We start from the raw sequence: 23,848 nt of genomic DNA, 5'->3' as shown, positions 1-23,848 counted from the left end.
GGCTATCGGGCCCGGCATATCGGCTCCATCCTTCTTCTACGAACCCGGATCGCGGGTCGCCCGACCCGATTTCGTGCGACGAAGACCGACGCCGGCGCGACGGGGAAGGACGCCCGCGGCGCAGGCTTCCCTTATGCTTGGCGCGCATTACACAAAGGAATCGCAATGCCGCTGAGACCCGAACATCGCCAGACCATCGCACTGGTCATCGCGACCTGGACGCTGTCCGGGGTGCTGTATCTGATCCCCTATCATGTTTTCAGCGGTGCCAGCCTCTACGTCACGGTGTCGGTGATCAACATTTGCGTGATGGGCGTCCTGCTTTCGGGCGGCGTCTATTGGGCGGTGCGCAGGACGCGCCGCGGCAACATGGTCGTCCGGCTGGCCGCGATGGGCGCTGCGGTCATCCTGGCGTCGGCGACCCTGGCCCTGATCGACGCCGCGACCGGCGAATGGATCGGACGGCTCGTCGTATCCACGCAGAAGATCGCCCCCTTTGCCTTGCGCGCCACGAACAACTTCATCGCCCTCGTCTGGCAATTCGCGCTGCTGGGCGCGGCGTTCACCGTGATCGAAGCGAACAAGCTTGCCCGCGAGCGCGAACTCGAACTCGCCGCCGCGCGCGAGGCGGCAAGCCGAGCAGAAGCGGCGGCGAGCGCCGCCAGCCTTGCCGCGCTGCGCTACCAGCTCAACCCCCATTTCCTGTTCAACACGCTCAACGCCATCTCGTCGCTGATCGTCACGCGCGATTATGGCGCAGCCGACGCAATGCTTGCCAAACTGTCCGAATTTCTGCGCGCGACCCTGTCCTCAGAGCCCGACGCGCTGCTGCCGCTCGAGGACGAGCTGGCGACGCTGCAGCATTATCTGGAGATCGAGAGCGTTCGCTTCGGCGATCGGCTGGCGGTCGAATTCACCTGCCCGCCTGCGCTCAACGGCGCGCTGGTGCCTGGCTTTCTGCTCCAGCCGCTGATCGAGAATGCGATCAAATATGCGCTGGCGCCTTCGGCGGAGCCCGTGACGATCAAGGTCGAAGCCTCGCGCGACGGCGACACCCTGGTCATCGCGGTCGAGGACGACGGCGCGGGCCTCGAACAGGACGCCCGCCCCGGCACCGGGCTCGGTATCGCGAACGTCCGGCAGCGGCTCGACACGCACTATGGCGCCAAGGGCACGCTCGAGACGCTGACGCGCGACCGCGGCTTCCTTGCGATCGCGCGCCTGCCGCTCGAACGGAGCGACGAGGGAGTGGCGGCGTGAGCGCGCTCCGCGTCCTGCTCGTCGACGACGAGCCGCTGGCGCTCCGCCGGCTCGAAACGCTGTTCGGCGATATCGACGGCGCCGAGGTCGTGGGCACCGCCGCGACGGGCGAGGAAGCCGAGGCGCGGATCGCCGAACTGCGTCCCGACCTAGTCATGCTCGATATCTCGATGCCGAAGAAAAGCGGGATTCGTGTCGCCGCCGACCTGGTCGTCGCCCCGCGCCCGGAGATCGTCTTCGTCACCGCTTTCGAACAATATGCGCCCGATGCCTTTGAGGTCGAGGCGGCGGATTATCTGCTCAAGCCCGTCCGCTTCGACCGGCTGCGCCAAGCGGTCGAGCGCGCACGCCGGCGCCACGCGATGCGCGATGCCGCCGAGCGGCTGGCAACCGCGCCGCCGCACGAGACGCACAACGACGCGATCTGGGTTCAGACCGCGAGTGGCAATCTGCGCCTGCCCGTCGCGCAAATCGAATGGGTCGAGGCGGCGCGCGACTATGTGCTGTTTCACACCGCGACGCGCAGCCACATCCATCGCATCTCGATGGGCGCGCTCGAACAGCTCCTCGATCCGCAGCAATTGATGCGCGTCCACCGCTCGACCTTCATCCGTCCCGCGCTGGTGAAAGCGGTACGGCGGCTCGGCAAGGGCTTGATCTCTTTGGAGATGGAGGATGGCGCAGTCGTACAGGTCGGCCCGACCTATGTGAAAGCGGTGCTCGAACGACTGGGCTTGCCTTGACCCCTTGACCGATCTCATCCGTCTTTGACCGCCCGACCATGAGGCAAAGAGTCAAACGGATCGACGGCGCGGGCAATCAACGCCCCAGGGAAGGTAAGCGTGAACACGGCGCCTCGATCGGGATCATTGGCAGCGGCGATGTCGCGGTCAATCGCGTCAGCTTGCGTTTGCCTTTTCCGGCGATCAAGCGTCGGAGGCCCGGATTCTGCGGCGAAGCATGAAGAGCCCGACCGTCAGCGCTGCGGTGGGGACGAGCATCAGCGTGAAGGCTGTACGCCCATCGAAATGCGCGAAGATTGCGCCGGTAATGATCGAGCCGGTGGTGCCGCCAAGCGCGGAAAAAATCACGACCAACCCCATCAGCGGTGGATGCTGGCGATGGGGCATTGCGCTCAGCATCACCGAGATGATCGTCGGGTAAATCGGCGCGAGCGCGATCCCGATCAGCGGGAACAGGAACGCGGCAACGGGGGCGTCGCCCCAGCCGTGGATCGCACCGCGCATCAGCCCGTCGGCGAGCGGCAGGACGAGGATGATCAGCGCCGCGAGCAGCGCAAGGCAGACGTTGAGCACCGGATACCAGTCGAAGCGCGCCATCACCGCTCCGGCGCCGAACCGCCCGATCGCGATGCACGCCGCGAACAGGCTGGCGGCCTGCACGCTCATCTGCGCGGGCAGGTGCAGCACTTCGTTGTTGAAGACCGGCAGCCATGTTCCGATCCCCTGCTCGATAAGGACGAAGACGAAGGCGCAGAGGATGAAGACGAGCACCAGCGGCAGCCCCGCGAGCTTCAGCATCGCCAGCATCGGCGCGCGCTCCATCCCCGGCTCCTCATCGCCGATATGCGTCCGGTTTTCGTCGACCCCGGTCGACAGCAGCAGCGCGAGCGCCAGCGCCGGGATGATCGCGAGCACCCAATAGGCGTCGAGCCAGCGCAGCCCTGCGGGATCGATGAAGGCGCTGAACACCCAATAGGAAGACAATACGCCGACCATGAACATGCCCTCGATCAGGCTGGTCAGGCTGGCATGTTTGCGCGCGTCGTCGGTCACGAGCCCGATCATCGAATAGACGACGACCTTGGCGACCGCGAAAGCCGCGCCGACGAGCGCGAAGTGCAGCCGCGCGACGTTGAAACTGCCGAACAACGGCATGATGAAACACGCCGCCACCGCGAGCGCGAGCGCGCCGATCAGCGCCTTGCGCAGCCCGATCCGCGGCAAATAGCTCGCCGTGACGAACGACACGACTGCGATGGTGATGTCCTTGAAGCCTTCGAGCGTACTCGCCTGGGGCTTGGTGACATGGAAACTCGAAATCGACTGGAGGATGACCGTGCCGACGCTGTTGAGGAGCATCGCAAAGGCGACATAGGTCAATATCAGTGCGGCGATCAGCCGAGTACGCGCCATGTCCGTCCCCCGTGAGACCTAAAAGAAGGGGTGGCCGCGAAGAGGCCGCGACCACCCAGTAGGAGAGTTACGAAAAGAGGTCGATCCCCCTCCTCCCTCTTAGAATTTATAGGCCGCACTGAAGCGGAACGAACGGCCGAGGATCGGGCGCGCGTTGACGACTTCGCCGCCGGTCTGGCCGATCGTGCGCGGATCGCCCTCGGTCAGCCCGACCTTGTCGGTCAGATTGTCGGCGGTAACCGCGAAGGTCAGCGCGCGATTGACGTCGAAGGTGACGCCCGCATCGATCTTGAAATAATGCGGGAGATCCTGCGTATTGCCGGTGTCGGAGAAGCGGTCGCCGACATAGGCGAAGGTCGAATAGAGCGAGACCTTGCTGTCGCTGCCGAATTCGATGTCATACGACGGCGTCACGCGCCACTGCCACTTCGGCTGCCGTTGGACGCGGTTGCCGCTGAGGTCGGTTGCGCCGTTGTTGGCGAAGAAGTTGCGATATTTCGCGTCGAGCCAGGTGCCCGAGAAGGCGATCGCGAAATTGTCGATCGGACGGATCTGTCCTTCAAGCTCGACGCCGGTGCTGCGCGCCCCGCCGATCGACGCCTGCGGTCCGCCATTGCCGATGACCGTCGTCACCAGCCCCTTGAAGTTGGTGTGGAACAGCGTGGCATAGAGCGACACGAGGTCGGTACGCAGCTTGATCCCGCCTTCATAATTGTCGACGCGCGGCGAGACGCGGATGCCGTCACGCAGATTGTCGAAGAAGGGGTTGGTGTTGCCGCGATTGTAGCGGACATAGGCGCCGAGCGACGAGGTGAAGTCATAGTTCAGGCCCGCCGTCCACGACCAGGCGCCCTTCTTGTACGAAATCGTGTTGAAGGTGCCGTTCAGGACTGCCGTGTTGCTGTCGTAGAGCGTGTTCGCATCGCCATCGACGTCGACGCCGAAATTGTTGTTCTCCAGCGTGCCCGTCGCCTTGTAATTCTGATACCGGATACCCGCGTCGAACCGCAGTTCGGGCGTGATCTGATATTCGTCGACCGCATAAAAGGCATATTCGCGGCCGTCATAGGCGGCGTTGACGTTGAAGAACGAACCCTGCGTGAAACCGCGATTGGTGACGACGCGGCCGTCGGCGAGGACGAGGTCCAGGACGCGCGCATTATTCTCTGCGGTCAGCAGGCGGATGTTGCCGAGGTTCCACTGGTCGTTCGACGAGAAGTCCGAGAAATAGGCACCGACGGTGAACTTGTTGTTCCCGCTCTTCCATTCGAGGTTGAGATCGTTGGTGAAATCCTCGATCTGCTTGCGCACGATCCAAGTGCCGGCGCGGATGACCTGCTGCGTGCCCGCGACAGCACCGCCGCCATTGACATAGGTCAGGCTGCCGATCGTCCCGCCAAGGCTCGCCGCATAGCCGCTCGCCGACTGCGCGGTGCTCGCGGGAACGAGGCCCGTCGTATCGGCATCGCCGTTGAGATAGCTGGCACGATAGCGGACCTGCAGACCATCACCGATTTCGTAATCGAAATTCGTACCGAGGTTGATCAGCTTCGCACCGCGGCCGTCGGCCAGATCGGCGCGGCTGCCGTCGGGCAGCAGGCTGAGCCGCGTTTCGCGGCCGGCGAGCGCTCCCGTACCGGGGTCGATGTTGCCGAACTGGCGCACCTTGTCGCCGTCGCGGACGACCGGGATCGGCAGCAGCCACTGGCCATGGTCGTTGAGGTAGCGCGCGAAGACGAGGATCGAGCCCTTGTCGAGGTCATGCCGCACGTTCGCGGTGATCTGGCCGCCCTTCTCGGGCGAGAAGCCCGGATTGCGGATGCCATGGCCGGTCGAATAATAGCCACCGACAAGGAAGGTCGTATTGTCACCGAGCGGACCCGAAAGCACCAGGTCGCCGCGCACGTCGCCATAATCGGCGATGCTGGCCTTCACCAAGCCTTCGAACTCGCTGCCGCCTTCCTTCTGGACGAAGTTGACGGTCAGGCCGGGCTGGCCGTTGCCGAACAGGGCACCGGTGCCGCCGCGAACCGCCTCGACGCGCGCGATCGTCTCGTCGACGCGGATGAGCTGCGTGTTTTCGAGGAAGGACAAGGTCGGCGGCGAGAAGAAGGGCACGCCCTGCGTCGTCAGCGTCACGAATTCGGCGTCACCGGCGGAGGGATAGCCGCGCACGAAGATGTTCGCGCCATTCTGGCCGCCCGAGCTTTCGGCCGAGACGCCGGGGATAACCTTGAACAGATCGGCGGTGCTGTTCGGCGCCGCCTTGGCGATCGCGTCGGCAGTGATGTTGGTGATCGCGAAGGCAGCGGACTGACGGTTGATGCCGCCGCCGGCGGTGCCGGTCACGATGATCTCGTCCTCGGCGGGCGCGGTATAATCGGTCTGAGGCGCTTCCTGGGCATAGGCGGCGGTCGGCAGCGCAAAGAGCGCGGCGGACGCCAGCAGACGGGTCCGGTTCAACATGAGATTTCCTCCACTTTATCTGGTCTGGTTGAAAGGCCCCCGCGCGCCGCCGCAGCCCGTTCGAACGACAGGATATTGGCGACCGTGAGCTGGCCTGTGGCGGGGACGTGCATGTCGGCGTCGGGCAGCGCCTCTTCTGACCCGATGCCAATGGCCACCATGCCCGCCGCATGGATGGCCGAAACCCCGGCCTCTGCATCTTCGATACCGATGCACTGGTCCGGGCGAAGGCCCATGCCGTGGGCACAGGCCAGGAAGATATCGGGCGCGGGCTTGGCGTTCGCGACCGCCCCCGCATCCGCAATGAAATCGAACTGGTCGGCGATGCCGAGCAGGCGCACGACGTCGGGCGCGTTGCGGCTGGCCGACGCGAGGCCGATCTTCAGCCCCGCGGCGCGCAGGCCGTCGAACAGCGCGCCGACCCCCGCGAAGAGGTTCGCGGGCGAATAGGCGGCAAGCCGTTCGCGATAAATGTCGTTCTTCTCCGCCAGCATGGCGTCGAATCTCTCCGCTTCGACCTCCGCCCCCGCATGTTCGAGGATCAGCCGCAGGGAGTTACGCCGATCGACACCCTTCAGCCGATGATTGACCTCGCGATCGAACGCGAAGCCATAGGAGTCGGCGAGCGCTTGCCACGCTTGATAATGGTCCTCGGCCGTGTCGGTCAGCACGCCGTCGAGATCGAAAATCACGCCTTTCAGGCGCGGCCGGTCCATGACGACGGGATCGCTGCCCACGCGGAGCGGGCGCCCATGGTCGAGAATGTCGACGGGATCGCCCGACACCAGCCGATAGGTGCAACCCTCGCCGCTGACCGCCAGCTCGATCACGCTTCCGCGCCATTGCAGGCGAAAGCGATAGCCCGTCCATGCGGCCGGCAGCTGCGGCCGGAACGACGGCGCCGCGCTGTCGAGGCGCAGCCCGCCCCAGCCCTGCGCCAGCACCAGCCAGCTACCCGCCAGCGCCGCCATGTGCAGGCCGTGCGAGGTGTTGCCGTGACGGTTCTCAAGATCGACGAACGCGCATTCGCGGTGGAAGTCGAGCGCCGCCGCTTCATCGCCCAGCCGCGCCGCCGCGATCCCGAACGACACCGACGACAGCGTCGAATCATGCGTTGTGACGCGCGCATAATAATCGAAATTCCGCCGCTGCCGCGACACGGGCATTTCAACCAGATCCATCGCCATCGCCTGAACGACATTGCCCTGCTTCGCGACCTGGTGCCGGAACAGGATCATCGGGTGATAGCGCATCAGCAGCGGCCCATGGCCATCGCGCGCCGAGGTTAGCCCGGGGAGTTCGGGACGGCTCAGAAACGCATCGTCCTGCGGATTGATGCCAAGCGCCGGATCGACCGGCAGCCACATCGCGTCGGCCGCGCGGCGCCACTCGGCGACCTCTCCATCGCTCAGCCCGATCGCCGCCGTCGCCGCGGCAAGCTCGCCGCGCGCGCGAAGCCATTCGGCTGTTTCGGCAGCATAGGCCAGATGCCGGCGCGCGATCGCGTTGGTGTAGAAATCATTGTCGACCAGCGCCGAATATTCGTCGGGGCCGGTCACGCCGTGGAGGCAGAAAGCGCCACCACGCCGCGCGTCGAAGGCGCCGATCTCCATCCACACCCGCGCGGTCTCGAACAGCATTTCGGCTGCCTCGGCGCGAAACGCCTCGTCGCCCGACGCCGCGACATAGAGGGCGAGCGCATAGGCAATGTCGCCATTGATATGATATTGTGCAGACCCCGTCGGATAATGCGACGAACATTCGTCGCCGGCGATCGTCCGCCAGGGATAGAGCGCGCCGCGCGCATGGCCGATCGCCCGCGCATGGGCCCGCGCGCGGTCCAGCTTGCCGATGCGATAAGCGAGCAGCGTCCGTGCCCTTTCCGGCGCCTGCAGCGCAAGGACCGGCAGCATGAAGGTTTCGGCGTCCCAGAAATAATGACCCTCGTAACCCTCGCCCGACAGCCCCTTTGCTCCGATGCTGTGGTTCGCGTCGCGGCTCGCCGACTGGTGGAGCTGGAACAGGTCGAAGCGCAGCGCCCGCGCCAGTTCGTCGTCGCCGTCGATGTCGAGCGCCGCACTCTCCCACAGCGCCTGCACCGCCGCGCGCTGTCCCGCGGCGATCGCGTCGAAATCCATCGCCACGCCATCCAGCGCGACAAGGTCGACCGGGCGGCCGCGGGCGCAAGCCATCGCGACCACCCGGTCGATCGTCAGGACGCTGCCGGCGACCAACTCGCGGCGCACCACATGACCCGCGTGGACCGCCGCGACCTTAGCGGCCGCGCTTGCGACATGTTGGCGGTAGGCGAGTTCGACAGCATCCTGCGCGAACCGGGTGACGGAAGGGTTGTCACCCGGCAGGGGGGAAATGATGCTCCAGACCGGACGCAAACGTCCGGAAATGCGGGGGTCGTCGGCCTCGGCGCCACCCGCGCCCTCGGCTTCGGTGCCATAGGTCAGCCAGGCCTGAAAGCTGCCCGCGAAGTCGAGCGGGCGGATGCGGATGCGCGAGGCGACACATGCGGCGCCAGCGAGCGGTACGATGCGCTCGACCGCGATTTCGAGCGTGCGACCGTCCTCGATTCGCCAGCTTGAGACGCGGCGAACCGCGCCGGTCGTCAAGTCGAGCACGCATTCGGTATCGAGCAGCTCGGCCGCCGCAAAATCGACAGGCCGGCCGTCGATATGGAGACGGACCAGCAGCGGGCTGGGGCACGGCACGCGCGTGTCGGTCGCGGTCGCATAGCCCGGGAAACTCTCATGATAGGTGATCGGCCGCCTGACATAGGCGTCGGGCAGATAGGCGCAGGGACTCGACGCGCGCTCGTCGATCACGCCCGCGACGCCGCACAGGCCGTTCGCCAGCGCGAACAGCGCCGCCGCCTGCTCGCCGACCGCATCGGGGCCGCGCCGGACAAGCCGCATCGCATCGAGAGACATGTCGGAAATCGCCACGCGCATCCTCACCACGGCAACGGCTGCTCCGGCCGGTGCTTCTCGACGCTATGTCCGGCAAAATGGTATCGATGTCAAGATATCGATACCATTTTGCCCTTTCGCTTGGTTTTCGGAGAGTTTCGCAATATCGGAGATCAGCTTTCGCGGGCGACCAGCTCGACCGGCATGGCTCGGGATTCGACGCGTTTTCCTGCCACGAGATCCAGCACCTTCTGCGCCAGCAAGGCCCCGCCGGTGGCCCAGTCCTGACGCACGCTGGTGAGCCGCGGCGAGAAGAGCGATGCCCCCGGCGAATCGTCGAAGCCGACGACCGAAACATCGCCCGGGACCGAGAGCCCCTGCGCCTCGACCGCCTCGATCGCGCCCATCGCGATTGCGTCGCTCGCGGCAAAAATGCCATCGAAGCCCTTGCCGCGTTCGAGCAGTTTCGACGTCGCCTCGCGCCCTGCGGCGACAGTAAAGCCACAGGCGACCCGATCGACAATCGCCGCCCCTTCCCCTTTCAGCGTCGCCTCGAATCCGCCCAGGCGGTCTTCGACTTCGCCATGCTGGGTTTCTCCGAGGAAGAGCAATTTCGTGCGCTTCTTCTTGAGGAGGTAGTCTGCGGCAAGCCGGCCGCCATCGCGATTGTCGCTACCGACGACGATCCGTTCGGGCGGGCCATGCGCGGCGCCCCATACGACATAGGGAAGCCCCGTCGCCTCGATCATCGCAGCGGCGTCGTCATGCACGCCCTGCCCCAACAGGATCACCCCGTCGGTCGAGGGCGGGTGCGCGGCGAACAGGTCGATGGTGGTCAGTACCATATTCTGCCCCGCCGCAGTCAGTTCCTGCATTATCCCGCCGAGCAGCGACAGCGGATAGGGTTCGCTCATCAACCGGTCGTGCGACGGCGCCATTTCGATGACCACCGCGATCGTCCGCGTGCGCTGTTGCCGCAGGTTGCGCGCCGAGACGTTGAGGCGATAGCCCATCCGCTCGGCGGTCTCGCGGATCAGCGTGCGCGTGCTTTCCTTGACCGTCGAATGCTCCGACAATGCGCGCGATACGGTGATCTTCGCGACGCCGAGTTCGCGGGCGACGTCCGCCATGGTCGGCCGCGCGCGCTCGTTGGGCTTATGCTTGCTCATCCGCGACCCGGCCTGGCGATCGCTGACGAAGGATTGATATGCTGGGCCATGCCCCACCCCTAACGCCCGACGGAGGACTTTCACAAGCGGCTTCGCGGTCAGACCTCAAGCGCGCGCGGCGCACGACGCGTTTTTCACATGCCATCCCGGACCGCGGGCCCTCGACTTCCAGGGTCGGGAACCTCTCGCGATAGGGAGACACGACGCTGCACCGCATCGGTCGTGGGCCGGCTGGCAACGTCGCCGGCGGCAATTTGGCAAAGCTGCCAGCCCGCTGGCCGAGCCGATGGCAAACTTCGGTTCGCGCTCGCGGATTGGCGCACCGCGGCTGGAGTCGAGCTGTCGCTTGATCGTGCGGCTCTCGAAATGAGGCTCGCCCGTGCTTGGGATAGGCTCATTTGACCCCGAACGGTTTGAGTCCAGCCGCCAAGCCGGCTTCCCCGCCCCAAAATCCGCATCGGATCGAACCTGCCACACGGCTTGGCTCGCATGGGAGCATCGCTTTGGAGGCCCGGAAGTCCGTATAATTACGAAATGCGCCGACCGCGCGGGGCGCTAGCCTGAGGTCACAAAGGAGCAGGCGATGCCGAAACCCCGACCATTGACCCTGTGTCGCGCGCACCCGCGCCGGACCCCGGTGAATCGCGCACCGCCGGACCCGCGGCGCGAGCAAAGCCGCATCGCGGGCACCCTAACCCTTCGCGCTTCGCCGCTTCGGCGGCCCGTCCCAAATCAAGGAGTCAGAGGATGACGCTTACCAATGCGCCCGACACCACGCTGAGCGAGGCGACCGAGACCTGTTTGCAGACCCGCAGCGGCGTCGATCTCCGCCTGCGGCCGGTCACCGACGGCGACGCCGACATCGTCAATCATTTCTTCGATGGGCTGACGCCCGACGATATGCAGTTCCGCTTCCTGAGCGGCCAGTCGCACCTGTCGAGCGTGCAACTCGCGGCGATGATCGGGGTCGATCACCGGCATCGCGAGCATCTGCTCGCGTTCGATGCGGCAACGTCGGAGCTGGTCGCGAGCCTGCTCATCGCAGCCGACGAGGCGTTCGTGACTGCCGAGGTCGCGATTTCGGTCGCGCCGGCGTATAAGACGCGCGGGGTCGGCTGGACGCTCCTCAACCATGCCGTCGATCTCGCCCGGGCCCGCGGCCTCACGACCCTGCGGTCGATCGAGAGCCGCGCCAATCGTGGCGCGATGGAGGTCGAACGCACGCTGGGGTTCAAGGCGAGCGACTATGACGGCGACGCCACGCTGGCGCTGCTCGAACTGGAGCTTCGCTGACTTGGGCGATCGGGTCGGCGCCCCGAGCGGCAGGCAGTCGGAGGCGCACCCAATGGACCAATGTTTTTATGCCATGCAGCTCGACACGCCGGGGGCGCCGCTACGCCGCGTCGAGCGGATGATGCCCACACCGGGCGACGGCGAGATCCGGATCGCTGTCCTCGCGTGCGGCGTATGCCGGACCGATCTCCATATTGCCGACGGCGACATCAGCGGTCGGCGCCCGATCATTCCGGGCCATGAGATCGTCGGCCGCGTCGATGCGCTCGGCCTGGGTGTCACGCGGTTCGGGCTTGGCGACCGGGTCGGCGTGCCCTGGCTCGGCCGGAGCTGCGGCGCCTGCCCCTATTGCGCTACGGGCCAAGAAAATCTCTGCGACGCACCCGAGTTCACCGGCTTTACGCGCGACGGTGGTTTCGCGTCGCACGTCGTCGCCGATGCGCGCTTCTGTCTCGCAATCCCCGCCGCCTTCGACGATGTTCACGCGGCGCCTTTGCTCTGCGCCGGACTGATCGGTTACCGCGCCTATCGCATGGCGGACGGCGCGAAGACGCTTGGCCTCTATGGCTTCGGCGCCGCCGCGCATATTCTTGCGCAGATCGCGATCGCCGACGGCGCCGACGTCTATGCCTTCACGCGCGAGGGCGACACGGCAGGCCAGGATTTTGCGCGCCGCCTCGGCTGCATCTGGGCGGGCGCGTCGAACGAGGCCCCGCCCGCCGCGCTCGATGCCGCGATTCTCTTCGCGCCGGTCGGCGCGCTGGTGCCCGAAGCGCTGCGCCGGGTGCGGAAGGGCGGACGCGTCATTTGCGCCGGCATCCATATGAGCGACATTCCCGCCTTTCCTTATGCCGATCTCTGGGAAGAACGATCGATTCGGTCGGTCGCCAATCTGACCCGTGCCGATGGCGCTGCGTTCCTCGAGGCCGCAGCGCGCTGCCACGTGCGCACGCATGTCACTGTGCTGCCGCTCGCCGATGCGAACCGCGCGCTCGACCGGTTGCGCGCCGGCGAAGTGGAAGGCGCGCTCGTCCTCGTCCCCGAGGGAGTGGCTACGGGGAATCCCTAATGGCGCGCCGGGGGCAGCGGCGCGAAAGAGGCGAAGGCCAGACCGGCCGGTCAGGAGAAACTGCCATGGATCGTTTCGAGCGAGACACCGCCAGCGCGGCGCGCCCTCCCGAGTGTCCCGATTGCGACCCGCCGGCACAGCCCGACAAGGCCTATCCCGAAACACCGGCGCCAAACCCAGATCGCCAGCCGTTGCGCACGTCGCCCGAAGCGCCGGTGCTTCCCGACAGCCATCCCGAAGGCACGCCGCGCGAATATCCCGAATAGGCCCGCCCGCGAGGAGCAGGACGAGGCTTAAGGATTTGCCGACGGCGTACCGCTGCGAGTGAGACGGGTCACGGCATCGACGAGCATATGCTCGCGCAGCGGCTTTTCGAAAACAAGCGCGAAGCCCGCCTTGAGCGCACGGGCGCTCAATTCCTCGGACGGATAGGCAGAGATGAGGATCGCCGGTCCATCCCAGCCCTGTGCACGCAGCGCGCCGAGCATCGCGATGCCGTCGCCGCTCTCGAGCCGGTAATCGACGATCAGACAATCGGGCGCGGCGCGCGCCGCCTCGGCGAGTGCGGGATCGGCTGCGGGCCAGGCCTTCGCCGCAAATCCGCGCCCCTGCAAAAGCAGGAGGAGCGAGCGGCGCACCGCCGGGTCATCCTCGACGATAAGGATGGTCGGCGGTGCCTCGCTCCAACCCGATCGGGCGATCAACATGTCCATGGTCCCGTTATCGAAATTTTTGCATGGCGCCTGGTTCCTGGTCGCACCATGCTAGGTCTTGCAGAATTGTCGGGCTCGCCCTGTCGGAGGTGCGAGCCCGAAGCCGGAAAACAGGGCCGGGGGCCATCGATCAATGGCTCATCAGCAGGGGGAATTTGCTCTTCGAAAGCAGATTCTTCGTGGTGCCCCCGAAGGTTTCGCGCAGCCGACCGCGGCCATAGGCGCCCATGACGATGTAATCGGCGCGGAACATCTTGGCCTCGTCCGAGATCAGGAAATCGGCGTGGAACTTGCCGATGTCGGCCTTGCGCACATTCGCCGCGATGCCGTGGCGCGACAGATAGGTCGCGGCATCCTCGGGCACGATATGATTGTCGGACTCTTGCGCGGTGAATATCTCGACCTCCTTCGCAAAGGCGAGGAGCGGGACCGCGGCGCGGAGCGCGGCCGCAGCGGATGTGCGGCCGTCCCATGCGACGAGCGCGCGCTCGAGCTCGAAGCGCTCAAGCGTCTCGGGCACCGCGAGCACGGGCGCGCTCGCGCGCGCCACGATGCGGCTCGCAATGTCGCGCATGTCGGGCATCGGAAAGCCGTCGAGCGCGCGATTGAGGATGATGAGGTCGGCGAGGTCGGCGGCATCAAGCACCGCGTTGGCGATCTCGTCCATCGCGTCGATCCAGCTCCAGCTGACATCCTCGCGCGACAGACGGTCGCTGATCACCGACTTGTTCTTCGCTTCGCTGTCGCGCTCGTCAAGGACCACGACAGTTTCGGCGAAGCCGAACCCATCGCCCGCGATGAGCGGATAGGGGGTGACGTCGATACAGGTCAGATGGCCTTCGACCGCGCGGGTGATATCGAGCGCCGCCTGCAGGCGTGCTTCCTGGCCATGGTCGTCATGTACGAGCAACAGGATATTCTTCATGAGCCGTCTCCTTGGTTTCTTCGCCGAGCCTATGTGTCGCCAGCCCAAGCCGGTATGCGCAATGATACGGATAGAAAGGCGGCCGCCCGAATTTCCGGACGGCCGCAGAGGGGTCGCCTCTTCCCCAAGCGAGCGGGATCAGCCGTCGACTGCGAGATAATCTTCTACGTCGGTCACGCCGGGCGCCGACCAGGCCGCGAGCTCGGCCATGCGCCGTTCACGCCAGGCCTTGACGCGGCCGCGCAATGTCACCGTGCTGCCGTCGGTCGTCACCGAGACGCTGCTCGCGTCAAGGCCCGCCCGACGCCTGAACGCCGCCATGATCCGCGCCTTGACGTCGGCAGGGGTCGGAACATCGCCGACCTTGATCATGTTCGACACCCCGGTGACGCCCGATATCTGGCCCGCGGCACGCGCGACTTCCTTCGCGATAAAGTGCCAATCGACCGTTCCGCTCAGCGTGACCCAGCCATGCTCGACCTTGACCTTGATCTGGCCTTCGGGGATCGCGACCGTCCAGCCGATTATGTCGACGATCCGCCTGGCGATTTCATGATCGGCGGTCTTGGGATCGGACGCGAAGCGCACCTTCAGTTCCTCGGCAAGCGCGCGCACGCCCGCGACGCGCCGCACGGCGCGTTCGGCCGCAACCTTTTGCGGAAAGCTCTTCACATAGCCGGCAAGCGTCACGACGCCGTCGTTGACCGAGACGCCGATATCCGCGTGATCGACGCTTGGGTCCCATTCGAGCTCGGCGACCACGTCATCCTGAAGCTGGCTGTCACTCTTGTTCGGCATGATCTTTCTCCTTTGAGGGGCCTCCGCCCCCTTGCGAGCGGACCGACGCCCGCCGAGCGCTGGCAAGGAGCCGCCGGGCGATTATGGCCACCCTTACCGGGGACGAAGCTGGCGGCTTATTCGCAACTTCCCTTAAGGAGAGCTCCGCTTGGGAGCTTCCCGGATTCTGCCGTCGCGGCCTTCTCGCTAGGTTCCGATAGCGCACCGGCGCATTACGGCGATGAGGCCCTTCCGAGAGAGTTCCTCGGACATAACCCGCCGCCGCGATCCCTCTCTATTTCAGAAGGAGCAAGCTGATGAATGATCTCACCCCGACCCGCACCGCGGGTAGCCAGCCCGCGCAGGCGGAGCTTGGCGCCATGAACTGGCTGCGCGGCGAACTTGACCGCATGTTCGAAGAGTTCGCCGTCCCCGGCCGCAGCCTGCTGAGCTATGTCCCGCGGCTCGTGAGTCCGGTCCCGGCGGTCGAGCTGGTCGATACCGGGTCAGCCTACAAGCTGACGGCCGAACTCGCCGGGCTCACCGAGAAGGACATCCAGCTCGAAGTCGCCGACGGAGTGCTTCTGCTCGCGAGCGAAAAAGACGAATCCTCCGAGCGCCGCGAGGACGGGCGTCTGATCAGCGAGCGGCGCCATGGCAGCTTCCGGCGCCGCATCGCGTTGCCCGGGGATGCCGATGCCGACAAGATCGAGGCGAAGTTCAAGCATGGGTTGCTCAGCGTCGAGATCGCGAAGACCGAGAAGGCGCGCGATCCCGCCCGCAAGATCAAGATCAGCAGCTAGACGCGTGCGCCGGGCCGCTTGGGGCGCGGTTCCGGCCGCCGCCCCCCTTCCGGGGCAGACAAATGTCACTCACCTTCAGCCGCTGGACCGATTCGGTCACGCCTTAGGGCGTTGGCGCGCTGCCCTCGTCGCCGCCGAGTATCTCCACCGGCTGCGGGCTCGAGGTGCGAAGCGAGTCCGGCGTGACGATAACGCTGGTTCCCACGGTTATGAGAGGCTCAAGCAGCGCGCGTAGATCGGCTGCTATATCGACGCGCCCTGCGAAGCGCTCCGGCACCTTGGCGGCAATTGCCTCCGGAATGGGGACCTCGAGCCAGGCTGCCGCGCCCGATTCGTCCGACTGGCGGACGAATGCCGAGGTGCCCGTAACCGGGCCTTCGAGGCGCACGGGCGCCGATCCGATCATCATCCCGTTGCGCAGCACCAGCAGCCGCTGGTCGGCGGCGCTGACAATGATCGACACGGGGCCGCTTGGTGCCCGGTCCGGCTCCCATAGCACCGCCCCCTCTGCCGGCGTCGGCCCGGTCCGGAGCAGGGAATCGCCGGGAGCTGCGCGCGGAACGACTGCGGCCTCGGTGACGATGACCGTCATCCCGAGCCGCGTCACGCCATAGAGGAGGCGGGCAAAGGCCTGCGGCAGCCGGATGCAGCCGTGCGAAGCAGGATAGCCCGGCAAGGTGCCGCCATGTAGCGCAACTCCGCCCCAGGTCAGCCGCTGCATATAGGGCATGGGCGCATCGTCGTAGAGGTTCGAGCGATGATCGGCGTCGCGCTGAAGGATCGTGAAGACACCGGTCGGGGTTTCATGGCCCGCCTTGCCCGTCGAGACGGTGGTGATCGCGATCGGGACGCCATTGCGATAGAGGGTGCCACGCTGGGTCGCGAGGCTCACGATCATCATCAGGGGGCCGCGCGGGGCGATCTCGGGCGCCCAGATATACTCTCCGGGCTTCAATCGCTCGGCCGCCTCGCCAACGCTCCCGTGCGGTCCAGTGGGCTCGCCCGACGCCGCGAGTGGCAGCAGCAGCGCAGCCCCCAGCAGCAGCGCCGCCCTTCCGGCCAGCTTCGCGCAAGCTCCCATTGTCTCAGCCGGCCATCGCAGCCACTCGCGCCCGGTCGTTGATCCGCACCGCGCGCCTCGAGGGAAGGTCAACGAGGCCTTCGCTGCGCATGCGCGTGAGCTGGCGGCAAGTCGTCTCGATGGTCAGTCCCAATATGTCGGCGATCTGCTGGCGACCGAAGGGCAGCTCGAAGCCGCCAGACGCACCGTCGGCGGCACCGGGGAGCCGTTCTTCCATATCGAGCAGAAAGGAGGCGACCTTCTCGGACGCCGATTTGCGGCCTAGCAGCATCATCCAGTGCCGCGCCCGATCAAGTTCGTCGAGGGTGCGGTGGAGAAGCTTTTTTTGCAAATGCGGGTGGCGACCCGCGAAGTCGTCGAACTGATGGCGATTGAAGATGCAGACCTCGGCGTCGGTCATGGCGGTCACCCGGTAAGGGCTTTGCTTGCCGAACGGGCGGCCGATAAAATCGGAAGGGAATACCAGGCCAACGATCTGTTCGCGGCCATCGGCGGTGGCGACGACGAGCTTGAGCACCCCCGACAGGACATTCGCGACCGTCGGCGCTTCGTCGCCCTCCCATAGCAGGGTGTGACCCGCCCTCACACGCTGCCGACGGCCAATACGGCCAAGTTCGGCGGCTTCGTCGACCGCAAGGCTGGCGCAGATGGCGCGGCAGCGCACGGCGCAGGACGCGCAATCGCTCATTGCCGTGCTCCGGCAAGTGACGCGCGAACGGCGCTCGGGGCCCGTGTCGGGCGGTGGCCGCCCTGGTAGCGGAATGGATTTTGCTGAATCCCCATGCAGTCCGGATAGCGAGTCGCCGCGCAGAGGTGATTACGCAACTGTACGTACACCTTTCATCTGGAGCGCGGCCGGATGGCGTCGGCCGCCGGAGCTACGCCGAGCGTAAGGGCTATTGCGTAGCGACAGGCGAAGTGTCCGGGCGCAATTTGGGAGGCAAATCCATCACGAAAGGACCGAAGATGAGCGAATCTGGTCACGACCTTCACACGTTATTTCCTGACCACGGGCCAGCGCTGCATGCGCTCAAGCTCTCCAGCGCGAACTATCGTCAGCTTGCCGAGGAGCATCATGACCTTCAGAGCCAGATTCAGCGCGTGGAAGCCTGCCTTGCCGCACTCGCCGACGACGAGCTGGAGGAACTCAAGAAGAGGCGGCTGTTCATCCTCGACGAAATCGCCGCGCTCATCGCGGTCGAGGAGAATGGCTGATGGATAATCTGTCCGAAATACGCGCCGGCCTGGTCGCGCGCCTCGACCGGCTCGCAGCGCAGGTCGAACGGCTGGAAAGCCAGCAGCGGGTGCCGCTCGACGACGATTCGGGCGAGCAGGCAATCGAACGCGAAGATGACGAAACGATCGACGCACAGCAAAGCGCGGCAGCGGCGGAGATGAAGGCAGTCCGGCTCGCGATTGCCCGGCTCGATGCCGGCCATTACGGCCTCTGCACGGCATGCGGCATACCGATCGATGCCGCGCGCCTCGAAGCCGTTCCGCACGCCGCGCATTGCATCGAATGCGAGCGCGAGTTCGGCGGCGGCTGAACCTCCGCGCCGGGTGAGCGACATGATCGAGTCCTTTCGAGGCGCCCAGTTGCAACCGCTCGCCGGCATCGGGCTTGCGCTTTTTCTTGGGCTGCTCGTCGGCGTCCAGCGGGGCTGGAGCCTGCGCAACGAAGCCGCGGGCAGCCGTTTCGCCGGCGTGCGAACCTTTGCCCTGTTCGGCCTCGCGGGCGGTATGGCGGCGGTCACCGCAGCCCCCGCCCCGGCTATCGCCGCGATCGTCTCCGGCGCAGCAGCGATCCTCATCCTCATCGGCTATGCGAAGAGCGCGCGGGCGCCCGACCAGCTCAGCGGGACAACGAGTCTCGCCGCGCTCATTACGCTCGGCTGCGGTTATCTCGCCGCGAGCGGTCGAAGCGAGATGGCGACGGTGATTGCCGTAGCGCTGACGCTGGTGCTCGCGCTTCGCGACAAGTTGCATCGCTGGGTCGCGGGGCTCAGCGATGTCGAGGTCGGGGCGATCGTCCGCTTTGCGCTGATCGCGCTCGCCATCCTGCCCTTGCTGCCCGACCAGCGCTTCGGTCCCTATGACGCCTGGAATCCGCGTCAGCTCTGGATGGTCGTGGTCTTTGTCTCGGGCTTCTCCTTTCTCGGCTATATTGCCGCCAAGCGCTACGGTGCCTCGCGCGGCACGCTCGTCATGGCTGCAACCGGCGCGATGGTCTCCTCGACGGCGGTCACTGCGGCACTCGCGATGCGGGTGCGCGACGGCGAGGAAAGCGAAGCGATGGCGATCGCCGGGATCGGCGCCGCATCGGCGGTGATGCTCATCCGCGCGGCGATCCTGAGCGCCGTACTGGCGCCGGCGGCCATGCCCGAATTCGGCTGGATTGCCGCGCCCGCGGCGCTGGTGAGTGGTGGAGCGACATTCCTTGCGTTGCGCAGCCGGCGCGATACCAGCGCCACCGACCGCCCCGTCGAACTCAAGAACCCGTTCCGCCTCGCCCCGGCGATCGGCCTGATGCTGCTCGTCATGCTGCTGACCGTCGCCGCACGCTGGATGATGGCGATGGTCGGCGAGCGCGGCCTCGCGCTCGTCATCGCACTCTCGGGACTGGCCGACGTCGACTCGGCAATCATCGCCGTCGGCTCGCTCCCCCACGGCCTGCTCAAGGGCCAGCTCGCGACGATCGTGATCGTCGCCCCGGTTCTCGCCAACACCTTGTTCAAGGGCGCGACCGCCTTGGCGATCGCCGGCTGGCGGAAGGGGTGGAAGCTTGCGCTGCCGCTCGTCCTCAGCGTCGCGGCGAGCCTCATGCTTGTCCCGATCCTGCTCTTTTGAAGCCCAAATACCGATCAAGGCCGTCGCGGACGCGAACGTCCGAAAAGAAAGACCATCCATGCCGATCACCAGTGACGAGGACGTAAGGGCTCCCGCCGCATCGGCAGCGCCCAGGCCGAGCCCGAGAGAATTTCTTCGCGCGCTCGGCCCGGGGCTGATCGCCGGCGCCGCCGACGACGATCCGAGCGGGATCGGGACGCATAGCCAGATCGGCGCGGCCTTCGGCTATCGCCTGTCCTGGACCTTCGTGCTCAGCTTCCCGTTGATGGTTGCAATCCAGGGCATCGCCGCCGAGATCGGGCGGGTCACCGGAGCGGGGATCGCCCGCAATCTGCGGCGGCACTATCCGCGCCCGCTACTGTGGTCGATGGTATCGCTCCTGCTGGTGGCGAACATCATCAACCTCGGCGCCGATCTCGGCGCCATGGGCGCGGCGCTGGCGCTGCTGGCCGGCGGCAATGCCGGGCTCTACACCCTGCTGTTCGGCATCCTCAGCATCGTCCTCGAGGTGGGACTCAGCTATCCACGCTATGCCGCGATCCTCAAATGGACGACCCTCACCCTCTTCACCTATGTCGCGGTGCTGTTCGTCGTCCATGTCCCCTGGAGCCAGGCGCTCGGGTCGATGGTGATACCCGATATTGAGCTCAACGCCGCCTATGCCACCGCCTTCGTCGCGATCCTCGGGACGACGATCAGCCCCTATCTCTTCTTCTGGCAGGCCGGGCAGGAAATCGAGGAACAGCATCGCCATCATGCAAAACCGCTGTGCCTGACGCCGGCCGCGGCGGGCCCCGAGCTCAAGCGCATCCGTATCGACACGCTGACCGGCATGGCACTGAGCACGGCGATCTCGCTTGCGATCGTCTTCGCGACCGCGGCGACGCTGCATGCGGAGGGTGTGCGCGACATCGCGACATCGGCGCAGGCGGCAGAAGCGCTGCGCCCGGTCGCGGGGGTGTTCGCCTTCGCGATGTTCGCGCTCGGGATCATCGGCACCGGCCTTCTCGCCGTTCCCGTGCTCGCGGGATCGGCCGCCTATGCGGTGACCGAGATGGCGGGCATGGCGGGCAGCCTCGACGCCAAGCCGCTTTCCGCCCGGCTCTTCTACGGCACGATCGCCGCGACGACGCTCGCGGGGTCTTCGCTCTCGGCGATCGGGATCGACCCCGCGCGCGCGCTTTACTGGGCCGCGGTCGTCAATGGCGTGCTGGCCGCGCCGCTCATGGTCGTGATGATGCTGATTGCGCGCAATCCGCGCGCAATGGGGCGCCTCCGGATTTCGCGGCGGCAGCTCTGGTCAGGCTGGGCGGCGACTGCGGTGATGGCAGCGGCCACCCTGCTCTTCTTTTTCTTCCTTGCCGCGGGGAAGGTCTAGGCCCGCGCCCTGGCCTGTTCGGCGATCAGCGCGTCGATCCGGTCGCGCTGCGGCAGGACGATGCCGAGAAGCGCGGCAAGCGTCGCAGCGCCGAGCTTGCGCATCAGGCGTGCCCGATGGATTTCGACGGTTCGGTGGCTGATACCGAGTTCCTGTCCGATCTGCTTGTTGGTTAGACCGCGCACGAGCCCGTCGACGACTTCAAGCTCGCGATGCGTCAGTTGGTCGATGGTGGGAGAAGACGGCCGCGGGCGCGCGGCGCGGTCCGGCGCGGGACGGCGGATCGTCCTCGCAGGGTCTTCGCAGCGGCCTGTCGTCATGCGGTCCCTCCTCCGATGGACAATGATCTACCCATCGGAAAGAGCGCGGTCGTTACGTAATGTCCGCAGATTTCAGGCGCCGAGCCCGGCGGCGAAGGCGAGTCGCAGCGCGTCCGAGAGGCTGCGGACTTCGAGCTTCGCCATGAGGTTGGCGCGGTGAACCTCGACCGTTCGCGGCGAGATGCCGAGATCGTAGGCGATCGTCTTGTTGGGCAGCCCCTGCGCGAGACCTTCAAGAACCTCGCGCTCGCGCGGCGTCAGGATGCCAAGCACCACCTCGGCCTCGGCAGAGCGTGCCGCCGCACCTTCCGCCGCCTCCATACGAGCGAAAGCGGCTTCGATCGAGGCGATGAGTACCGCCTTCTCGAAGGGCTTTTCCAGAAATTCGACCGCGCCGGCCTTCATCGCGCGCACTGCGATCGATACGTCAGCATGGCCGGTGAGGATGATCACCGGCATGGTGACCCCCCGCTCGAGCAAGGCCTGCTGGACTTCGAGCCCGTCCATCTCGGGCATGCGCACATCGAGCAGGATGCAGCCTTCGGAGACATGCCGGATTTCTTTCAGGAAAGCGACGCCATTGGCCCAGGTCTCCACAGCATAGCCAGAGGTCTTGAGCATGAAGCTCGCCGAACGCCGGATTGCCTCCTCGTCGTCGACGATATGCACCAGCTTCCTATCCGACATCATCTTCCTCCGCTTTCGCGCTCACCAGCGTGAAATGAAATTCGGTCCCGCCGCCGGCACCTTTCTCCATCCAGATGCGGCCTCCATTGGCTTCGACGATCGTCCGGCAGATTGAAAGGCCGAGGCCCATGCCTTCGGCCTTCGTGCTGACGAACGCCGTGAAGAGTTGCGCGGCGACCTCGGGCGTGACGCCCGGGCCCGTATCGGCGACGATCACCCGGACAAAACCGCGCTGGTCGGGACGGCTCGTGACGGTCAGCTGCCGTACCGGGCTGTCGGCCATCGCTTCCACGGCGTTGCGGATGAGGTTGATCAGCACCTGCTGAATCTGGACCTTGTCGACGAGCACGGGCGAGGCATAGGGATCGAGATCGAAACGCGGCTCGACGCTCTTCTCGCGTGCGCCCATCAGCCCGAGAACCGCCGCCTCGTTGATGAGCAACGGCAGTTTCTCGATCGTTTTCTCGACCTCGCGCCGCGCCACGAAATCGCGCAGCCGCCGGACGATGTGCCCGGCGCGCAGCGCTTCCTTCGCCGTATCGTCGAGCGCATCGCGGATCATCGGCATATCGGCAGGTGCGGGGCTCGCGAGCAGGTCGCGAACGGCCTCGACATAATTGGCGACGGCGGTGAGCGGCTGGTTGAGCTCATGGGCAAGGGTCGAAGCCATCGTCCCCATCGCACTTACGCGCGAGACGTGGATCAGCTCGGACTTAAGCGATTCGAGCCGCGCCTCGGTCAGCTGGCGCTCGGTGAGATCGCGGATGAAGCCGGTGAAGAGCGGATGGCTGTCGCTCGACGCCTCCCCGATCGACAATTCCATCGGAAAGGTCGAGCCGTCCTTGCGCTCGGCGAACACCACCCGTCCGATTCCGATAATGCGCTTTTCCCCTGTTTCGAGGTAGCGGCGGATATAGGCGTCGTGGCGTTCGCGATCGGGCGAGGGCATGAGCCGGCTGACATTGACGCCAAGCAGTTCGGCCTCCTGATAGCCGAACAGCCGCTCGGCGGCGGCGCTGAACGAGACGATCAGACCCCGATCGTCGATCACGACCATCGCGTCGGGCACAGTCGACAGGATCGAACGGAGATGGCTTTCCCGCGATCGCAAGGCTTCCTCGGCGGCGCGGCGCCCGGTGATGTCGGAGACGATCTTGGCGAAGCCGCGAAGGCTTCCGTCTTCGTTGCGAAGCGCGGTGATCGACACGTCGGCGAGAAACTCCGAACCGTCCTTGCGGACGCGCCAGTCTTCGGCGTCGAGGCGGCCGTCGCGGGCGGCTGTGGCGAGATCCTCGGCGGGCTTGCCCGCGGCTATCGCATCTGGCGGGTAGAAGATCGCGGCATCCTCTCCGACAACCTCGTCTTCGCGCCACCCCTTGAGGCGCTCGGCGCCCTTGTTCCAGATCGTGACCCGGCCTCCGGCATCGAGCAGATAGATCGCATGGCCCTCGGCGCCATCGATCAGCAGATTGAGCTCCTCGGCGACGAGCGCTGCCTCGGCATCGCGTTGCGCGGCATGCCGGTCACTTTCGCGCATGCGCTTGCGCATCCGCTCGAAAGCCTGCGACAGCGCAACGATGCCGCCCGCTGCGAGCAGGAAAACCGCGGCTTCGACCAGATTAGGGGTTCTGTCGCCCCGGTAGCCGGCAAAATAGAGCCCGATGAGCAGAGCCGGAGCCGTCGCGATGGATGCCGCGAGCGGTCCGGCGAGAACGGCGGCGGCGAGGATCGCGGGCGCGAACAGCAGGAAGGCTGCATTGCCGCCGAGCCAGGGCTCGAGCGCATAGCGCAGCAGCGCCGCGGCGGCGACGAGAGCCAGCGCGCAGGCGAGACGCGCCGCAAAAGAGCGTTGCAACATCGACATCGACCGCGCAGCCTCCGCCCGCGCTGTAAAAAAGGCGGCGCCATCCTCAAGGTTCGCCTTCCCGCGGACGCCTTCCATAGCGATTTTCGGGCGAGAGCGAAACGATCGCTGCGACCGCG

22 protein-coding genes are annotated in these 23,848 nt (G+C 66.1%); 10 read left to right on the top strand and 12 right to left on the bottom strand.

The features are described 5' to 3' along the window. Positions 1-165: 165 nt before the first annotated feature. Together QOL79_RS02360 and QOL79_RS02355 are read left to right on the top strand one after the other, a co-directional pair. Positions 166-1,260 carry a sensor histidine kinase gene (locus QOL79_RS02360; RefSeq protein ID WP_283418496.1) on the top strand — a complete coding sequence of 365 codons (1,095 nt, stop codon included), beginning with the start codon at positions 166-168 and terminating at the stop codon, positions 1,258-1,260. Next, entirely contained in the window at positions 1,257-2,003 is a 747-nt protein-coding gene (locus tag QOL79_RS02355; RefSeq protein ID WP_204993264.1) for a LytR/AlgR family response regulator transcription factor, read from the top strand. The genes QOL79_RS02360 and QOL79_RS02355 overlap by 4 nt, the downstream gene beginning before the upstream one ends. Before the next feature lie 183 nt (positions 2,004-2,186). Here the strand turns inward: QOL79_RS02355 and QOL79_RS02350 are convergent, their stop codons facing one another. The 4 genes from QOL79_RS02350 to QOL79_RS02335 form a co-directional block, all read right to left on the bottom strand. Beyond that, a complete protein-coding gene (locus QOL79_RS02350) occupies positions 2,187-3,416 on the bottom strand; it encodes an MFS transporter (protein ID WP_283418495.1) in 1,230 nt (409 codons plus the stop codon). A gap of 99 nt (positions 3,417-3,515) precedes the next feature. Beyond that, complete coding sequence (locus QOL79_RS02345) at positions 3,516-5,882, bottom strand: TonB-dependent siderophore receptor (protein ID WP_283418494.1); 2,367 nt, start codon at positions 5,880-5,882, stop codon at positions 3,516-3,518. Next, positions 5,876-8,845 carry a beta-phosphoglucomutase gene (pgmB, locus tag QOL79_RS02340; RefSeq protein WP_283419031.1) on the bottom strand — a complete coding sequence of 990 codons (2,970 nt, stop codon included), beginning with the start codon at positions 8,843-8,845 and terminating at the stop codon, positions 5,876-5,878. The genes QOL79_RS02345 and pgmB overlap by 7 nt, the downstream gene beginning before the upstream one ends. A gap of 131 nt (positions 8,846-8,976) precedes the next feature. Then, the gene (locus QOL79_RS02335) at positions 8,977-9,972 is read right to left on the bottom strand and encodes a substrate-binding domain-containing protein (protein ID WP_283418493.1); all 996 of its coding nucleotides are present in this window, start codon (positions 9,970-9,972) and stop codon (positions 8,977-8,979) included. Between the two features lie 747 nt (positions 9,973-10,719). Between QOL79_RS02335 and QOL79_RS02330 the strand changes: the two genes are divergently transcribed. The 3 genes from QOL79_RS02330 (at position 10,720) to QOL79_RS02320 (ending at position 12,600) form a co-directional block, all read left to right on the top strand. Further along, complete coding sequence (locus QOL79_RS02330) at positions 10,720-11,265, top strand: GNAT family N-acetyltransferase (RefSeq protein ID WP_283418492.1); 546 nt, start codon at positions 10,720-10,722, stop codon at positions 11,263-11,265. A gap of 52 nt (positions 11,266-11,317) precedes the next feature. Next, positions 11,318-12,334, top strand: coding sequence for a zinc-dependent alcohol dehydrogenase family protein (locus tag QOL79_RS02325; RefSeq protein ID WP_283418491.1), 1,017 nt, complete (start codon positions 11,318-11,320; stop codon positions 12,332-12,334). 65 nt (positions 12,335-12,399) lie between these two features. Continuing rightward, complete coding sequence (locus QOL79_RS02320; RefSeq protein WP_282946674.1) at positions 12,400-12,600, top strand: hypothetical protein; 201 nt, start codon at positions 12,400-12,402, stop codon at positions 12,598-12,600. Between the two features lie 27 nt (positions 12,601-12,627). On the opposite strand, the gene QOL79_RS02315 is transcribed toward QOL79_RS02320, so the two are convergent. The 3 genes from QOL79_RS02315 to QOL79_RS02305 form a co-directional block, all read right to left on the bottom strand. Beyond that, on the bottom strand, positions 12,628-13,047 hold the full coding sequence (locus tag QOL79_RS02315; RefSeq protein ID WP_283418490.1) for a response regulator: 420 nt from the start codon (positions 13,045-13,047) through the stop codon (positions 12,628-12,630). Positions 13,048-13,177: 130 nt separating this feature from the next. Next, positions 13,178-13,972, bottom strand: a complete 795-nt coding sequence (locus QOL79_RS02310; protein WP_283418489.1) for a universal stress protein — start codon at positions 13,970-13,972, stop codon at positions 13,178-13,180. Between the two features lie 138 nt (positions 13,973-14,110). Further along, positions 14,111-14,770, bottom strand: a complete 660-nt coding sequence (locus QOL79_RS02305) for a BON domain-containing protein (RefSeq protein WP_283418488.1) — start codon at positions 14,768-14,770, stop codon at positions 14,111-14,113. 296 nt (positions 14,771-15,066) lie between these two features. On the opposite strand from QOL79_RS02305, the gene QOL79_RS02300 reads away from it, so the two are divergent. Continuing rightward, on the top strand, positions 15,067-15,552 hold the full coding sequence (locus QOL79_RS02300; protein ID WP_231728992.1) for an Hsp20/alpha crystallin family protein: 486 nt from the start codon (positions 15,067-15,069) through the stop codon (positions 15,550-15,552). A gap of 103 nt (positions 15,553-15,655) precedes the next feature. On the opposite strand, the gene QOL79_RS02295 is transcribed toward QOL79_RS02300, so the two are convergent. Together QOL79_RS02295 and QOL79_RS02290 are read right to left on the bottom strand one after the other, a co-directional pair. Further along, positions 15,656-16,633: a L,D-transpeptidase gene (locus QOL79_RS02295; RefSeq protein WP_283418487.1), complete on the bottom strand. Its 978-nt coding sequence runs from the start codon at positions 16,631-16,633 to the stop codon at positions 15,656-15,658. Between the two features lie 4 nt (positions 16,634-16,637). Next, the gene (locus QOL79_RS02290) at positions 16,638-17,321 is read right to left on the bottom strand and encodes a Crp/Fnr family transcriptional regulator (protein ID WP_282946666.1); all 684 of its coding nucleotides are present in this window, start codon (positions 17,319-17,321) and stop codon (positions 16,638-16,640) included. 278 nt (positions 17,322-17,599) lie between these two features. Here QOL79_RS02290 and QOL79_RS02285 point away from each other — a divergent pair, with 278 nt between their 5' ends. The 4 genes from QOL79_RS02285 to QOL79_RS02270 are packed head-to-tail and all read left to right on the top strand — an operon-like array spanning position 17,600 to position 20,858. Beyond that, positions 17,600-17,848 carry an HP1242/YdcH family protein gene (locus QOL79_RS02285; RefSeq protein ID WP_058454580.1) on the top strand — a complete coding sequence of 83 codons (249 nt, stop codon included), beginning with the start codon at positions 17,600-17,602 and terminating at the stop codon, positions 17,846-17,848. After that, the gene (locus QOL79_RS02280; RefSeq protein ID WP_283418486.1) at positions 17,848-18,180 is read left to right on the top strand and encodes a TraR/DksA family transcriptional regulator; all 333 of its coding nucleotides are present in this window, start codon (positions 17,848-17,850) and stop codon (positions 18,178-18,180) included. Before QOL79_RS02285 ends, QOL79_RS02280 begins: the two co-directional genes overlap by 1 nt. 22 nt (positions 18,181-18,202) lie before the next feature. After that, positions 18,203-19,480: an MgtC/SapB family protein gene (locus QOL79_RS02275; RefSeq protein ID WP_283418485.1), complete on the top strand. Its 1,278-nt coding sequence runs from the start codon at positions 18,203-18,205 to the stop codon at positions 19,478-19,480. 58 nt (positions 19,481-19,538) lie between these two features. Then, a complete protein-coding gene (locus QOL79_RS02270; protein ID WP_058454583.1) occupies positions 19,539-20,858 on the top strand; it encodes an NRAMP family divalent metal transporter in 1,320 nt (439 codons plus the stop codon). On the opposite strand, the gene QOL79_RS02265 is transcribed toward QOL79_RS02270, so the two are convergent. From QOL79_RS02265 to QOL79_RS02255, 3 genes are all read right to left on the bottom strand, one after another. Next, positions 20,855-21,178 carry a LuxR C-terminal-related transcriptional regulator gene (locus QOL79_RS02265; protein ID WP_283418484.1) on the bottom strand — a complete coding sequence of 108 codons (324 nt, stop codon included), beginning with the start codon at positions 21,176-21,178 and terminating at the stop codon, positions 20,855-20,857. The two genes, QOL79_RS02270 and QOL79_RS02265, sit on opposite strands and share 4 nt — an antisense overlap. 72 nt (positions 21,179-21,250) lie before the next feature. Beyond that, positions 21,251-21,865, bottom strand: a complete 615-nt coding sequence (locus tag QOL79_RS02260) for a response regulator transcription factor (RefSeq protein WP_204993425.1) — start codon at positions 21,863-21,865, stop codon at positions 21,251-21,253. Then, complete coding sequence (locus QOL79_RS02255) at positions 21,855-23,729, bottom strand: PAS domain-containing sensor histidine kinase (protein WP_502957445.1); 1,875 nt, start codon at positions 23,727-23,729, stop codon at positions 21,855-21,857. Before QOL79_RS02255 ends, QOL79_RS02260 begins: the two co-directional genes overlap by 11 nt. Between the last annotated feature and the right edge of the window lie 119 nt (positions 23,730-23,848).

This window comes from Sphingopyxis sp. Geo48, from assembly GCF_949769155.1.
Lineage (GTDB): Bacteria > Pseudomonadota > Alphaproteobacteria > Sphingomonadales > Sphingomonadaceae > Sphingopyxis.
Note: the sequence above shows the minus strand (reverse complement) of the source record. Positions and strands in the feature narration are given on the sequence as shown.